The following is a 13,917-nucleotide window of genomic DNA, read 5'->3' as shown; positions in this document are numbered from 1 at the left end:
AGCCCCACATGCCCCACCGGCCGCCGGACACCCGGCGGCCGGACCGGCGCGGAGGACCGGGCCCTAGAGGAACGTGCGGCCCTCGCCCCGGTACGTCGGCACGGTCGCCGTGACCCGGTCGCCCTCCACGAGCCGCAGACTGTCGAACCGCTCGCACAGCTCACCGGCCTTCGCGTGCCGGAACCACACCTTGTCGCCGATCCGCAGATCGTCCGCGGGCGAACCGAGCAGCGGCGTCTGCACCTCGCCCGGCCCCTCCTGCGGGTCGTAGCGCAGCCCCTCCGGCAGATACGGCACCGGCAGCCGGTCCGCCCCGGCCACCCCGGACGCCGGATAGCCGCCCCCGAGGACGGTCACCACCCCGACCCCCGGCCGCCGCACCACGGGCTGCGCGAAGAGCGCCGCCGGACGCCCGCTGAACGAGGTGTAGTTGTCGAACAGCCTCGGCACGAACAGCCCCGAACCCGCCGCGATCTCCGTCACCGCGTCCTCCGCCGCCGTGTGCTGCACACTGCCCGTGCCGCCGCCGTTCACGAACTCCAGGTCCGGCGCCACCGCCCGCACGGCCCGCACCACCGCCGCCCGGCGCTCCGCCAGCTCCCGGCGCGCCGCCGACTGCATCAGCCGGATCGCCCGCGACCGCAGCGGACGCCCCGCGACCGCGTCCCCGACCCCCGCCACATGCCCCTCGTACGCCATGATCCCGACCAGCCGGAAACCCGGCCGCCGGACCACCGAACGGGCCAGCTCCGCCAGTTCGGCGGGCTCCCGCAGCGGGGAACGACGGGCCCCGACCCTGATCCGGCCGCCCAGCAGGCTCAGCGCGGTGTCCAGCTCCAGACAGACCCGGACCTCCTCCGCACCGCCCGCCCGGGACGCGTCGACCAGATCGAGCTGCGCCACGTCGTCGACCATCACGGTCACGGCGGCGGCCAGCTTCGGATCGCGCGCCAGCTCCCCGAAACCCGCCCGGTCCGCCGACGGGTACGCGAGCAGCACGTCCTCGAAACCGGCTCGGGCCAGCCACAACGACTCGTCCAGGGTGAACGACATGATGCCCGCGAAACCCTCCCGCGCGAGCACCCGCTCCAGCAGCGCCCGGCACCGCACGGACTTGCTCGCCACCCGGACCGGCTTGCCCCCGGCCCGTCGTACGAGGTCCTCCGCGTTCGCGTCGAAGGCCTCCAGATCGACGATCGCCACGGGCGCGTCGAGATGAGCGGTGGCCCGGTCGTAGCGGGCCCGGTCGGCGGCACGGGGAGTCATGGCCCGAGCTTGCCAGACAGGTTTACGGGTGGGTAGCCCCTGGGTTCCCGCACCAGGGGGAACAGCCCGTAGAGTGACGGGCATTGTCGACACCAGCAGGGGGACGGGCATGACCGGCGAGCACCGCCCCACGCCCTCCCGCATCACGGACGCGCTGCTCCCCGCCCCGGAACCGGCCGAAACGGAGACGACCGCCCGGCTCCGCGCGGTCCGCCCCGCCGATCGCCCGACGGCACCGGACGCCCGGACGAAGCCCCCCGGCCCCACCCGCCCGGCCCCGGGTCCCGCCCGCCCCGGCCCGACGAAGCCCCCGGCGCAGGCGTCCCCGAGCACGTCCCCGGAACGGGCTTCCACCGCCTCCGCCGCGACACGGGATCCCCTCGGTTCCGCCCCGGCCTCTCCCGGCACCGGCCCGGCACCGGCTCCCCCCGGCCCCGCCCCGGCGCGGCCCTTCACCGGTTCCGCCCCGGCGCAGCTCTCTCCGGGCTCGCCCCCGGTACCGGCTCCCGTCGGCGTCGCCCCCACGGAGCCCCCGGCAGGCCCGCCCCCGGAACAGTCTCCTCCGCCCTCCGCGCCCTCGCGGACACCGGTCGGCCCCGCCCCGGCGCGGCCCCCCGCCGCCGGTCGCCCCGCTCCGAACGGTGGCGCCCCCGCGCCCGTAGAGCCCCGCACCGACGCGGCCGTCGAGTCCGGCGACCTTCGGGGCGGCCCCGTGCCCGTACGGCCCGCCGTCCCGCCCCGGCCGCACACCGCACCCGCCGTCCCGCCGTCCCCCGCGACCGCCGGGGCCTCCGGCACCGCGCTCTCCCGGACCCCAGCGCCTTCCGGTCCCGCGCCTTCCCGGCCTTCCGGTCCCGCGCCTTCCGGTCCCTGGGCCGCGCGGCCCTCCCCGCCCCCGTCCGGTGCGGCCCCGGCCCCCACCGCTCCCCGGCCCCTGCCCGTACCCGGTCCCGTCCTTCCCGGGCGCCCGTCCCCTTTCCCGTACGGACACGGTCAGGACGCTGCTCCGGGGACTCACATCGGCCAGGGCCCCCACACAGGCCACTCGGGTCCCACTGGTCACGAAAGCCCCACCAGCCACGGAACACCCACTGGTCCCACTGGTCCCCAAGTCCATGCCAGCCACGCCAGCCACGACGCTCACCCGGCTCACAACACCCCCGTAGCCCCCAGCAACCACGTGCCCCCCACCTACCTCGCCCCCACCCCCCAGCGGGAGCGGAAGGCCGGGCGGACCGTGGCGGTCGTCGCCTGCGCCGTGCTCGGCGTCGGGCTCATCGGCGGGGCCCTCGCCGGAACCTGGCTCGCCGCCAACGAGCCCGGCGCCCCCGCCGAACCGGTCGGGTACGCCGAGGCCGAGGAGCTGTGGCACAACGCCCCGGTGGACACCCTCTTCCCCCGCACCCTCGCCGGGCCCGGCGCCGGGCCCGGCGGCTCCGCCCGCACCTGGACCAGGATCGTCGTCGCCCCGGACGCCCCCTGCTCGCCCGCCGTCCTCGCCCGGGGCCTGCTCGCCACCCTCCGGCCGTTCGGCTGCGAGCGGGTGCTGCGCGCCACCTACACCGACGCCACCGCCAGCGGCGTCATCACCGTCGGCCTCGTCTTCACCCGCGCGGAGCCCGCCGCGCAGCGCACGCTGGGCCCCGGCCTCACCACCCGCCTCGGCCAGGACGTCCCGCCCGCCCTCTCCGGCCCCGGCACCGTCGCGGCCCGCTTCGGCGCCCCCCAGCGCGCCAGCTGGTGGCTGAACGCCCCCGCCGACCTCCCCGTCGTCGTCACCGCCGTCTCCGGCTTCGCCGACGGCCGCCCCGTCGCCCGCCCCCAGTCCGCCGCCGGTGCCATGGCCCCGGGCCGTACCGACGCCACCGCCCAGTCCGGCCTCGGCCACGAGGCCAAGGGCATCACCCTCCGCTTCGAGAAGCTGCTGCGCACCACCGCCACCGCCGCGGCGAAGGAGAACGCCCGGTGATCCGCGCCGCCCGCCTCCGCGCCCCCGCCGTCCTGCTCGCCGCCGCCTTCTGCGTCCTGCCCGCCCTCACCACGCCCGCGTACGCCGACTCCATCCGGGCCCGCCAGTGGGGGCTCGAAGCCCTCCACACCGAGGAGGCCTGGCGCACCACCCAGGGCGGGGGCATCACCGTCGCCGTCCTCGACACCGGGGTCGACGCCGAACACCCCGACCTGACCGGCTCGGTGCTGCCCGGCCATGACCTGGTCGGCTTCGGCGCCTCCCGGGGCGACCGCGCCTGGGCCCGGCACGGCACCGCCATGGCGGGCATCATCGCCGGTCACGGACACGGCCCCGGCCGCGGGGACGGGGTCCTCGGCATCGCCCCCGAGGCCAGGATCCTCCCCGTACGGGTCATCCTCGAAGGCACCGACAAGGCCCGCGACAAGGCCCGCAAGACCCGGGGCACCGCCCTCGCCGAAGGCATCCGCTGGGCCGCCGACCACGGCGCGGACGTCATCAACCTCTCCCTCGGCGACGACTCCGAGTCCGCCCACGCCGACGCGGGCGAGGACGCCGCCGTCCAGTACGCCCTGGCCAAGGGCGTCTCCGTGGTCGCCTCGGCGGGCAACGGCGGCGAGAAGGGCGACCACATCTCCTACCCGGCCGCCTACCCCGGTGTCATCGCCGTCACCGCCGTCGACCGCTACGGCACCCACGCCTCCTTCTCCACCCGCCGCTGGTACGCCACCGTCAGCGCCCCCGGCGTGGACATCGCCATCGCGGACCCCGACCAGCGCTACTACGAGGGCTGGGGGACCAGCGCCGCCGCCGCGTTCGTCTCCGGAGCCGTCGCCCTCGTCCGCGCCGCCCACCCCGACCTCACCCCGGCACAGATCAAGAGGCTGCTCGTCGACACCGCCCGGGACCGCCCGAAGGGCGGCCGGAGCGACTCCAAGGGGTACGGGACCGTCGACCCGGCCGCCGCCATCACCGCGGGCGCGAAGATCGAGGGCGGCGACCCCAAGGCCGTGACCGCCGGCTACCCGGGCCGCCACTTCGGCCCGGGACCGCTGCCCGCCGCCGAGGAGGACGACCCGGTCGGTCTGCTCGCCCCGCTGGCCGGGGGCCTCGGCGTCCTCCTGCTCCTGACCGCCGTGCTGCTGCGCCGCACCGGCCGCACGACCGCCTGAGGACTTCCGCCGGAGACCGGCGGCCCGGGACCGATCGCCCGCAGCGCACGCCGGAGGCCATGACCCGGCGGCCGTACCTCTGCGGTCGTACCCCGGCGGGCCGGGTGCCCCGCCCGGCCCGTTAGGCTCGTTCCGTGGCGCTCAAGAACATTCCGGACCCCGGTTTCTCCGACGACGACGGCACCGCCGACCCGAGGCTCACCGAGGCCCTCGCGGCCTGGGCCCTGGACAGGACGGCCCACGGCCCGGTCCTGGAGGCACTCGGCGGCGCCCGGCTCCTCGTCCCCGTCGTCGCCGTCCTCGGCGAGGTCGAGACCGACGAGAACGGCCTGCGCCGCGAGAAGACCAGCGACATGGCCGTCCCCACCCTCACGGCGGGCGACCGGCGCGCGCTCCCCGCCTTCACCTCCACCGCCTCGCTCGCCCGGTGGGACCCGGCGGCCCGGCCCGTGGCAGTCCCGCTCCACCAGGCGCTCCAGGCGCTCGCGCACGAGAAGGCGGACACGCTCGTCCTGGACCTGGCGGGCCCCGTGCCCTACCAGGTGACGGGCCCGGCGCTGCTCGCGCTCGCCGAAGGCCGCTCCAGCACCGACCCGCTCGCCGACCCCGCCGTACGGGAGGCGGTCCGGGCCGTGGTCGCCGCCGACCCCGCCGTGCTCCGCGCACATCTGGGGCCGGGCGCCGCCGACGGGACGCTCGCCCTGGTCCTGGCGGGGGACGGCTCGCCCGCCGAGGCCGCCCAACGGGTGGCCCGCGCCCTGGCCGCCGACGACACCCTGCGGGCCCGCCTGGTGCGGGGCCTCGACCTGGCGCTGCTGCCCGCCTCGGCCACCCCGCCGGGCGAGCCCCTCCACGTCAAGGGGCCGGAGACGCCCTGAGCTGGGCGTCTCCGGCCCCGACCGGAAAGAGGACGGTGTACGGCCTAGCCGTACACCGGCCCGGTGTACTTCTCGCCCGGTCCCTGGCCCGGCTCGTCCGGGACCAGCGAGGCCTCGCGGAAGGCGAGCTGGAGCGACTTCAGACCGTCCCGCAGGGGAGCGGCGTGGAAGGAGGAGACCTCCGTCGCACCCGCGTCGAGCAGACCGGCGAGGGCGTGCACCAGCTTGCGGGCCTCGTCGAGGTCCTTGTACTTGTCGCCCTCCTCGGTGAGCCCGAGCTTCACCGCGGCGGCGCTCATCAGGTTGACGGCGACGGTCACGATGACCTCGACCGCGGGGACCTCCGCGATGTCACGGGTCATGGCTTCGAAGTCGGGGGAGTCCGAGGAGTCCGGGGACTCGTTCTGGGGCGTCTCGCTCATGCCTCATACGATATGCCGGTCCTCGGTTAGCGCTGACCCCCGGGTCCTGCTAACCTTGTGTAACGACCGGCCGGACACCTGTGTGCCCGGCCCACAAGTGGAGGCTCCGCTCTCCCACCTGACCACCCTCACGGGTGGCGGGTCACCGGTCAGGTGGTCCCCATCGTTCCGTACGGACGATGGAACTGCCCGATGTGCGCCCCGCGGTTGATCGCGGCGGTGTTCCGGTTTTCCATGGAGCCCCGCTTGTGTCCCGTCCGGGGCTTTTTTCATGTTCCGGCTCGGTTGGTCTCAGCAAACAGACGTTGCGTGTCCGTCCGCCAGGCGGTCGCGTGGTGCTACCGAGGAGGATCCATCAGCGCCGAGCCCCGCATCAACGACAGGATTCGCGTTCCCGAGGTGCGACTTGTCGGACCCAGCGGCGAGCAGGTCGGGATTGTTCCGCTTGCCAAGGCCCTGGAGCTCGCACAGGAGTACGACCTCGACCTGGTCGAGGTAGCGGCGACCGCCCGTCCGCCCGTGTGCAAGCTCATGGACTACGGGAAGTTCAAGTACGAGTCGGCCATGAAGGCCCGTGAGGCGCGCAAGAACCAGGCGCACACGGTCATCAAGGAGATGAAGCTCCGGCCGAAGATCGACCCGCACGACTACGACACCAAGAAGGGTCACGTCGTCCGGTTCCTCAAGCAGGGCGACAAGGTCAAGATCACGATCATGTTCCGTGGTCGTGAGCAGTCCCGCCCCGAGCTTGGATTCCGGCTGCTGCAGCGGCTGGCTTCGGACGTCGAGGAGCTCGGCTTCATCGAGTCCAACCCGAAGCAGGACGGCCGGAACATGATCATGGTTCTCGGTCCGCACAAGAAGAAGACCGAGGCCATGGCCGAGGCGCGTGAGGCCCAGGCCGCACGCAAGGCCGAGCGCCAGGGCATCACCGTCGACGAGACGGCCTCCGCCGAGGAGACCGCGCCCGCCGCCGAAGCCCCGGTCGTCGCCGAAGCCCCGGCCGAGACCTCCGTCGAGACTCCGGCCGAGACCCCCGAGGCGTGACCCGAGGGGCTGCCACCCAGGCAGCCCCGGGCCCCGCCCGGAACCACCACACGAAGAATTGACGCTCCCCGGCAAAGGTGCCCGCACCGGGGGAGCGCCACTGACGAGGAGATACGGCGCGATGCCGAAGAACAAGACGCACTCCGGTGCCAAGAAGCGCTTCAAGGTCACCGGCTCCGGCAAGATCCTGCGCGAGCGCGCCGGCAAGCGCCACCTGCTCGAGCACAAGTCGTCCAAGCTGACGCGTCGCCTCTCCGGCAACGCCGAGATGGCCCCGGGTGACGCCGCCAAGATCAAGAAGATGCTGGGCATCTGAGTTGATCTCCCGCCCTCGGCGACGAGGGCATCCGGCCGAGACCGGGTTCCATCCGTTTTCCGGGTCGTGTGAGGACACCCACGACCCCGCTGCAAGGAGTTAACAAGTGGCACGCGTCAAGCGGGCAGTCAACGCCCACAAGAAGCGCAGGGCGATCCTCGAGGCGGCCTCCGGCTACCGCGGTCAGCGCTCGCGCCTGTACCGCAAGGCCAAGGAGCAGGTCACCCACTCGCTGGTCTACAACTACAACGACCGCAAGAAGCGCAAGGGCGACTTCCGTCGGCTGTGGATCCAGCGCATCAACGCCGCCGCCCGCCAGAACGGCATGACGTACAACCGCCTCATCCAGGGTCTGAACGCCGCCAACATCGAGGTGGACCGCAAGATCCTCGCCGAGCTGGCCGTCAACGACAGCAACGCGTTCGCCGCGCTGGTCGAGGTCGCGCAGAAGGCCCTCCCGGCCGACGTCAACGCCCCGAAGGCCGCTGCCTGATCTTCCAGGCCGCAGTACTTCCGTCCGGACCCGCAGGCGCGCACGCGCCTGCGGGTCCGGGTGCTTCCGCCCCCTGAGGCACCCCCTGAGGCCCGGCCCGCCGGGACACCTCCCCGCCGGGCCCTGTCCGCCGGGCGCCGAGCCCCGTACCAGTGGGTCCGACGTCCGCACCGCCCGCCCGGCCCGCAGCCGTCCGGCCCCGAAGAGAGAACCGCCGCACCCCATGGTCACCCCCGAGCTGATCTCCCCGCGTTCCCCGCGCGTCGTCGCCGCCCGGCGGCTCGCCAAGCGCGCCTTCCGGGGCAAGGAGCGCCTCTTCATCGCCGAGGGCCCGCAGGCCGTCCGCGAGGCCGTCGAGCACCGGGGTCCCGGCGGAGAGCCCACGCTCGTCGAGCTCTTCACCACCGTCGAGGCCGCCGAACGGTACGCCGCCATCGTCGAGGCCGCCCACGCGGCGGGCGCCCGCGTCCACCACGCCTCCGACGCCGTCCTCGCCGAGGTCTCCCAGACCGTCACCCCGCAGGGACTCGTCGGCGTCTGCCGCTTCCTCGACTCGCCCTTCGAGCAGATCGTCGCGGCCCGCCCCAAGCTGGTCGCCGTCCTGGCCCACGTCCGCGACCCCGGGAACGCGGGCACGGTGCTGCGCTGTGCCGACGCCGCCGGAGCCGACGCCGTCGTCCTCACCGACGCCTCCGTGGACCTCTACAACCCCAAGTCCGTACGGGCCTCCGTCGGCTCGCTCTTCCACCTGCCGGTCGCCGTCGGCGTCCCCGTCGAGCAGGCCGTCGCCGGACTCCGGGCCGCGGGCGTCCGCGTCCTCGCCGCCGACGGAGCGGGACAGGACGACCTCGACGACGAACTCGACGCGGGCACCATGGGCGGCCCCACCGCCTGGATCTTCGGGAACGAGGCCTGGGGGCTCCCCGAGGAGACCCGCGCCCTCGCCGACGCCGTCGTCCGCGTCCCGATCCACGGCAAGGCCGAGAGCCTCAACCTCGCCACCGCCGCCGCCGTCTGCCTCTACGCCTCCGCCCGCGCCCAGCGCCCCCGAACCTCTCCCTGAGGGATCCGCTCCGCCTCCCGCGCCCAGTAGAGTGACCGACTCGGGGCCCACAGCGGCCGCGCGGAGGGGTGGGAAACGGGAATGACGGTCGGCACGGACGGTCCCGCACAGACACGGAGCGCCGCCCGGCACGCCCCGGAACCGCCCGGCCCCCCGGACCGGCGGCCACCCGGCGGCACCGGCCTCCCCGGCATCCATCCCGACGACCTGCCCGACGGTCTCGTCGTCGCCGACGAGACCGGCCGCGTCGTCTGCTTCAACGCCGCCGCGGGCCGCATCACCGCCGTCCCCGCCCACCGGGCCCTCGGCCTCCCCCTCGACCGGGCGCTGCCCCTCGAAGACCTCAAGGGCCGCCGCTGGTGGACCCTGACCGACCCCTACGGCGGACTCGCCACCCGCAGCGGCCAGCCCGAGCGCAACCTGCTGCTGCCCGGCGGCCGCGAGGTCCTCGTCTCCGCCCGGTACGTCCGGGAGCACCCCACCGGCCCCGTCCGCCGGGTCGTGGTCAGCCTGCGGGGCACCGAGGCCCGCCGCCGCACCGAACGCAGCCACGCCGAGCTCATCGCCACCGTCGCCCATGAACTGCGCTCCCCGCTCACCTCCGTCAAGGGCTTCACCGCCACCCTCCTCGGCAAGTGGGAACGGTTCAGCGACGACCAGAAGCGCCTGATGCTGGAGACCGTCGACGCCGACGCGGGCCGCATCAAACGGCTCATCGCGGAACTCCTCGACATCTCCCGGATCGACTCCGGACGCCTCGAAGTGCGCCGCCAGCCCGTCGACATCGCCGCCGCCGTCGGCCGCCACGTCCAGGTCCACACCACGGCGGGCCAGCCCCCGGACCGCTTCTTCGTACGGATCAGGCCCGAGCTGCCCCCGCTCTGGGCCGACCCCGACAAGATCGACCAGATCCTCGGCAACCTGCTGGAAAACGCGGTGCGCCACGGCGAGGGAACCGTCACCATCGAGGTGGCACCCACCACCGGCCGCGACGACGGAGAAGAAGGGACGGAGGTCACCGTGAGCGACGAGGGCCCCGGCATCCCCGAGGAGTCGATGAACCGCGTCTTCACCCGCTTCTGGCGGGGCAGCAAGCGCGGCGGCACCGGACTCGGCCTCTACATCGTCAAGGGCGTCGTCGAGGCCCACGGCGGCACCATCACCGTCGGAAGGGGCCCCCGGGGCGGGGCCGAGTTCCGATTCATCCTGCCGGTCGGCCTCCCGGCCCACCTCGTCTGACGCGAACGGACGAGATCACGGAGCCGCCCGGCCGCCCACGGGCTCATGTGTGTCCCCCCGCCCCGTTAGACTCGTCCTTTGGCACGTTTGCGCCCTTGACGTCGAAGCGGGGCCGCCCAGCCAAGCCAACGGAAGCACGGGAAGAGATGTCCGCACCCAATAAGTCGTACGACCCGGTCGAGGTCGAGGCGCTGAAACCCGAAGAGATCGAGCGCATCCGGGACGAGGCGCTCGCCGCCTTCGCCGCCGCGGGCGACCTCGACGCGCTCGCGCAGGCGAAGACCGCGCACACCGGCGGCACCTCGCCGCTGGCGCTCGCCAACCGGGAGATCGGCGCCCTGCCCCCGCAGGCCAAGGCCGCCGCAGGAAAGATCGTGGGTCAGGCCCGCGGTCTCGTCTCCAAGGCGCTCGCCGCCCGGCAGACCGAGCTGGAGGCCGAGCGCGACGCGCGGGTCCTCGTCGAGGAGGCCGTCGACGTCACCCTGCCGTACGACCGCGTCCCGGCCGGCGCCCGCCACCCGCTGACCACGCTCATGGAGCGCGTCTCCGACGTCTTCGTCTCCATGGGGTACGAGGTCGCCGAGGGTCCCGAGGTCGAGGCGGAGTGGTTCAACTTCGACGCCCTCAACTTTGTACCGGACCACCCGGCGCGCCAGATGCAGGACACCTTCTTCGTCCAGGGCCCCGAAGGCGCCACGGGCGACGAGTCCGGTGTCGTGCTCCGCACCCACACCTCGCCGGTGCAGGCCCGTACGCTCATCGACCGGGAGCCCCCGCTCTACGTCGTGTGCCCCGGCCGCGTCTACCGCACCGACGAGCTCGACGCCACGCACACCCCGGTCTTCCACCAGATCGAACTGCTCGCCGTCGACGAGGGCCTCACCATGGCCGACCTCAAGGGCACCCTCGACCACATGGTCCAGGCGCTCTTCGGCCCGGACATGAAGACCCGGCTCCGCCCGAACTACTTCCCGTTCACCGAGCCGTCCGCCGAGATGGACATGCTCTGCTACGTCTGCCGCGGCGAGTCCGTCGGCAACCCCGACCGCCCCTGCCGCACCTGCGGCAGCGAGGGCTGGATCGAGCTGGGCGGCTGCGGCATGGTCAACCCGAAGGTGCTCGTCGCCTGCGGAGTGGACCCCGAGAAGTACAGCGGATTCGCCTTCGGGTTCGGCATCGAGCGGATGCTGATGTTCCGCCACAACGTGGAAGACATGCGAGACATGGTCGAGGGTGACGTCCGGTTCACCCGGCCGTTCGGGATGGAGATCTGATGCGGGTCCCGCTTTCTTGGCTGCGGGAGTACGTCGACCTGCCGGCGACGGTGACCGGCCGCGACGTACAGGCCAAACTCATTTCGGCGGGCCTCGAGGTCGAGTCCGTCGAGCAGCTCGGCGCGGGCCTCAGCGGCCCGCTGGTGGTCGGCAGGGTCCTCACCGTCGAGGAACTGACCGAGTTCAAGAAGCCCATCCGCTTCTGCACCGTCGACGTCGGCCGGGCCAACGGCACCGGCGAGCCCCAGGAGATCATCTGCGGCGCCCGGAACTTCGCCGTCGGCGACAAGGTCGTCGTGGCCCTCCCCGGCGCCGTCCTCCCCGGTGACTTCCGCATCGCCGAGCGCAAGACCTACGGCCGGGTCTCCCGCGGCATGATCTGCTCCGGCGACGAGCTCGGCATGGGCGACGACGGCACGCACGGCATCATCGTGCTGCCGCCGGAGCACGAGATCGGCACTGACGCCACGGTCCTCCTGGAACTCTTCGACGAGGTCCTCGACATCGCCGTCACCCCGGACCGCGGCTACTGCCTCTCGATGCGCGGCGTCGCCCGCGAGACGGCCACCGCCTACGGGCTCCCGCTGCGCGACCCGGCCCTCATCGACGTGCCCGCGCCCAACTCGTACGGCTACCCGGTCCAGATCGCCGACCCCTTCGGCTGCGACCGCTTCACCGCGCGCACCGTCGTCGGCCTGGCTCCCGAGGCCCGCTCCCCGATCTGGCTCCAGCGCCGCCTCCAGAAGGCCGGCATGCGCCCGATCTCGCTGGCCGTGGACGTCACCAACTACGTGATGCTGGAGCTCGGCCAGCCGCTGCACGCCTACGACCGCGGCAGGCTCGACGGCCCCATCGGCGTCCGCCGCGCCGAGGCCGGGGAGAAGATCACCACCCTCGACGGCACCGTGCGCGTCCTGGACGCCGCCGACCTGGTCATCACCGACAACCGCGGCCCCATCGGCATCGCGGGCGTCATGGGCGGCGCCAACACCGAGATCGCCGACCCGGTGACCGACCCCGTCACCGGCGCCGTCACCGGCACCTCCGAGGTCGTCATCGAGGCCGCGCACTTCGACGCGATCTCCATCGCCCGCACGGCCCGCCGCCACCGGCTGTCCTCCGAGGCGTCCAAGCGCTTCGAGCGGGGTGTCGACCCGCAGGCCGCGGCCGCCGCCGCGCAGCGCACCGTCGATCTGCTCGTGCTGCTCGCGGGCGGCACCGCGGAGGCAGGCGTCACCGAGATCAGCGCCCCGTCCGCGCCGCGCACCATCGCCCTCCCGGCCGACCACCCGGACAAGGTCGCGGGCGTCGGCTACGGCCGGGAGACCGTCGTCCGCCGCCTCCAGGAAGTCGGCTGCGACGTCTACGGCCAGGACCAGCTCGTCGTCACCGTGCCCTCGTGGCGCCCCGACCTCAACGAGCCGAACGACCTCGCCGAAGAGGTCATCCGGCTGGAGGGCTACGAGAACCTGCCCTCCACGCTGCCGAAGCCCCCGGCCGGCCGCGGCCTCACCGAGCGCCAGCGCTTCCACCGCCGGGTGGGCCGCGCCCTGGCGGGCGCGGGCTACGTCGAGGCACTGAACTACCCGTTCATCGGCGCGGGAGCCCTCGACCATCTCGGCCTCGACGCGGACGACCCCCGTCGCCACGTCGTCACCCTGGTCAACCCGCTCTCCGACGAGGAGCCCGCGCTCCGCACCACGCTCCTCCCGGGCCTCTTCACCGCGCTCCGCCGCAACGACAGCAGGGGCAGCCACGACCTGGCGCTCTTCGAGACCGGCCTGGTCTTCCGCCCCGAGGGCGAGCCCGGCACGGCCGTCCGGCTGCCCGTCGACCGTCGCCCCAGCGACGAGGAGATCGCCGGGATCAACGCCGCGCTGCCCGCGCAGCCGCGCCGCGCCGCCGTCGTCCTCGCCGGGGCGCGCGAACAGGCCGGCTGGTGGGGCAAGGGCCGTCCGTCCGACTGGGCGGACGCGGTCGAGGCCGCCCGCACCGTGGCCGCCGAGGCCGGGGTCGAGCTGATCATCAGCGCCGACCAGCACGCCCCCTGGCACCCGGGCCGCTGCGCCGCGCTGCACGTCGGGACCGACGGCGAGAAGGTCCTCGTCGGCCACGCGGGCGAACTCCACCCGCGCGTGGTCAAGGCCTTCGGCCTGCCGGCCCGCAGCTGCGCGATGGAGATCGACCTGGACCTCCTGGAGCAGGCGGACGGGGGGCCCGTGAAGGCCCCCCGGATCTCCCTCTTCCCGGTCGCCACCCAGGACGTCGCCCTGGTCGTCGCCGCCGACGTCCCGGCCGCCTCCGTCGAGGCCGCCCTCCACGAGGGCGCGGGTGAACTCCTCGAGGCCGTCCGGCTGTTCGACGTCTACACCGGCGACCAGCTCGACGAGGGCACCAAGTCCCTGGCGTACGCCCTGAGGTTCCGCGCCCCGGACCGCACCCTCACGGTCGAGGAGGCCACCGCCGCCCGCGACGCGGCCGTGGCCCTGGCGACGGAGCGCACCGGAGCCACCCTCCGCGGCGCCTGACCACCCCGCCACCCCGCCGAAGGGCCGCCCCGACACCCCGGGGCGGCCCTTCGCCGTCTCCCCGGCCGGGACCCGTACGCACACCGCGGAGTCGTGCGTAGGTGCCCGTGGCGAAGCCCCGGCGGGCGGTCGTGGGAGACGGGTGATCACTCCTTCGGGTGAGATCGCCGGGGGAGGTTCCGTGGTGGGGCGCGCGGTCGGCAGAATCGACGCGGCTGCGGGGGCGGACCTGTGGGTCGCAGGCCTCCGG

The 13,917-nt window shown here is 74.1% G+C and carries 12 protein-coding genes; 10 read left to right on the top strand and 2 right to left on the bottom strand.

Going from position 1 to position 13,917, the window contains the following annotated elements; all coding sequences use genetic code 11:
- Positions 1-63: 63 nt before the first annotated feature.
- Entirely contained in the window at positions 64-1,266 is a 1,203-nt protein-coding gene (locus ACIRQY_RS22170) for an amino acid deaminase/aldolase (protein WP_351792171.1), read from the bottom strand.
- Positions 1,267-2,446: 1,180 nt separating this feature from the next.
- On the opposite strand from ACIRQY_RS22170, the gene ACIRQY_RS22165 reads away from it, so the two are divergent.
- The 3 genes from ACIRQY_RS22165 to ACIRQY_RS22155 all read left to right on the top strand — a co-directional run bounded on the left by ACIRQY_RS22165 (position 2,447) and on the right by ACIRQY_RS22155 (position 5,285).
- Complete coding sequence (locus ACIRQY_RS22165; protein ID WP_403928201.1) at positions 2,447-3,235, top strand: hypothetical protein; 789 nt, start codon at positions 2,447-2,449, stop codon at positions 3,233-3,235.
- Entirely contained in the window at positions 3,232-4,407 is a 1,176-nt protein-coding gene (gene mycP, locus ACIRQY_RS22160) for a type VII secretion-associated serine protease mycosin (RefSeq protein ID WP_403928198.1), read from the top strand. Before ACIRQY_RS22165 ends, mycP begins: the two co-directional genes overlap by 4 nt.
- A 134-nt stretch (positions 4,408-4,541) precedes the next feature.
- Positions 4,542-5,285 carry an SseB family protein gene (locus tag ACIRQY_RS22155; RefSeq protein ID WP_403928195.1) on the top strand — a complete coding sequence of 248 codons (744 nt, stop codon included), beginning with the start codon at positions 4,542-4,544 and terminating at the stop codon, positions 5,283-5,285.
- Between the two features lie 44 nt (positions 5,286-5,329).
- Here the strand turns inward: ACIRQY_RS22155 and ACIRQY_RS22150 are convergent, their stop codons facing one another.
- Positions 5,330-5,707, bottom strand: coding sequence for a DUF1844 domain-containing protein (locus ACIRQY_RS22150; RefSeq protein ID WP_351792159.1), 378 nt, complete (start codon positions 5,705-5,707; stop codon positions 5,330-5,332).
- Positions 5,708-6,016: 309 nt separating this feature from the next.
- Here ACIRQY_RS22150 and infC point away from each other — a divergent pair, with 309 nt between their 5' ends.
- From infC to pheT, 7 genes are all read left to right on the top strand, one after another.
- On the top strand, positions 6,017-6,754 hold the full coding sequence (infC, locus tag ACIRQY_RS22145; protein ID WP_403928193.1) for a translation initiation factor IF-3: 738 nt from the start codon (positions 6,017-6,019) through the stop codon (positions 6,752-6,754).
- A gap of 121 nt (positions 6,755-6,875) precedes the next feature.
- On the top strand, positions 6,876-7,070 hold the full coding sequence (gene rpmI / locus ACIRQY_RS22140; protein ID WP_366442398.1) for a 50S ribosomal protein L35: 195 nt from the start codon (positions 6,876-6,878) through the stop codon (positions 7,068-7,070).
- Positions 7,071-7,176: 106 nt separating this feature from the next.
- Complete coding sequence (gene rplT, locus ACIRQY_RS22135; RefSeq protein ID WP_187622715.1) at positions 7,177-7,563, top strand: 50S ribosomal protein L20; 387 nt, start codon at positions 7,177-7,179, stop codon at positions 7,561-7,563.
- A gap of 223 nt (positions 7,564-7,786) precedes the next feature.
- Positions 7,787-8,626, top strand: coding sequence for an RNA methyltransferase (locus ACIRQY_RS22130; RefSeq protein WP_351792152.1), 840 nt, complete (start codon positions 7,787-7,789; stop codon positions 8,624-8,626).
- Positions 8,627-8,707: 81 nt separating this feature from the next.
- Positions 8,708-9,865 (top strand): ATP-binding protein, encoded by a 1,158-nt coding sequence (locus tag ACIRQY_RS22125; protein WP_403928188.1) that lies wholly within the window; start codon positions 8,708-8,710, stop codon positions 9,863-9,865.
- Positions 9,866-10,011: 146 nt separating this feature from the next.
- Entirely contained in the window at positions 10,012-11,139 is a 1,128-nt protein-coding gene (pheS, locus tag ACIRQY_RS22120; protein ID WP_351792147.1) for a phenylalanine--tRNA ligase subunit alpha, read from the top strand.
- Positions 11,139-13,667 carry a phenylalanine--tRNA ligase subunit beta gene (gene pheT / locus ACIRQY_RS22115; protein WP_403928185.1) on the top strand — a complete coding sequence of 843 codons (2,529 nt, stop codon included), beginning with the start codon at positions 11,139-11,141 and terminating at the stop codon, positions 13,665-13,667. The genes pheS and pheT overlap by 1 nt, the downstream gene beginning before the upstream one ends.
- Positions 13,668-13,917: the final 250 nt, after the last annotated feature.

Source organism: Streptomyces sp. NPDC101490 (genome assembly GCF_044767145.1).
Taxonomy (GTDB): domain Bacteria; phylum Actinomycetota; class Actinomycetes; order Streptomycetales; family Streptomycetaceae; genus Streptomyces.
Note: the sequence above shows the minus strand (reverse complement) of the source record. Positions and strands in the feature narration are given on the sequence as shown.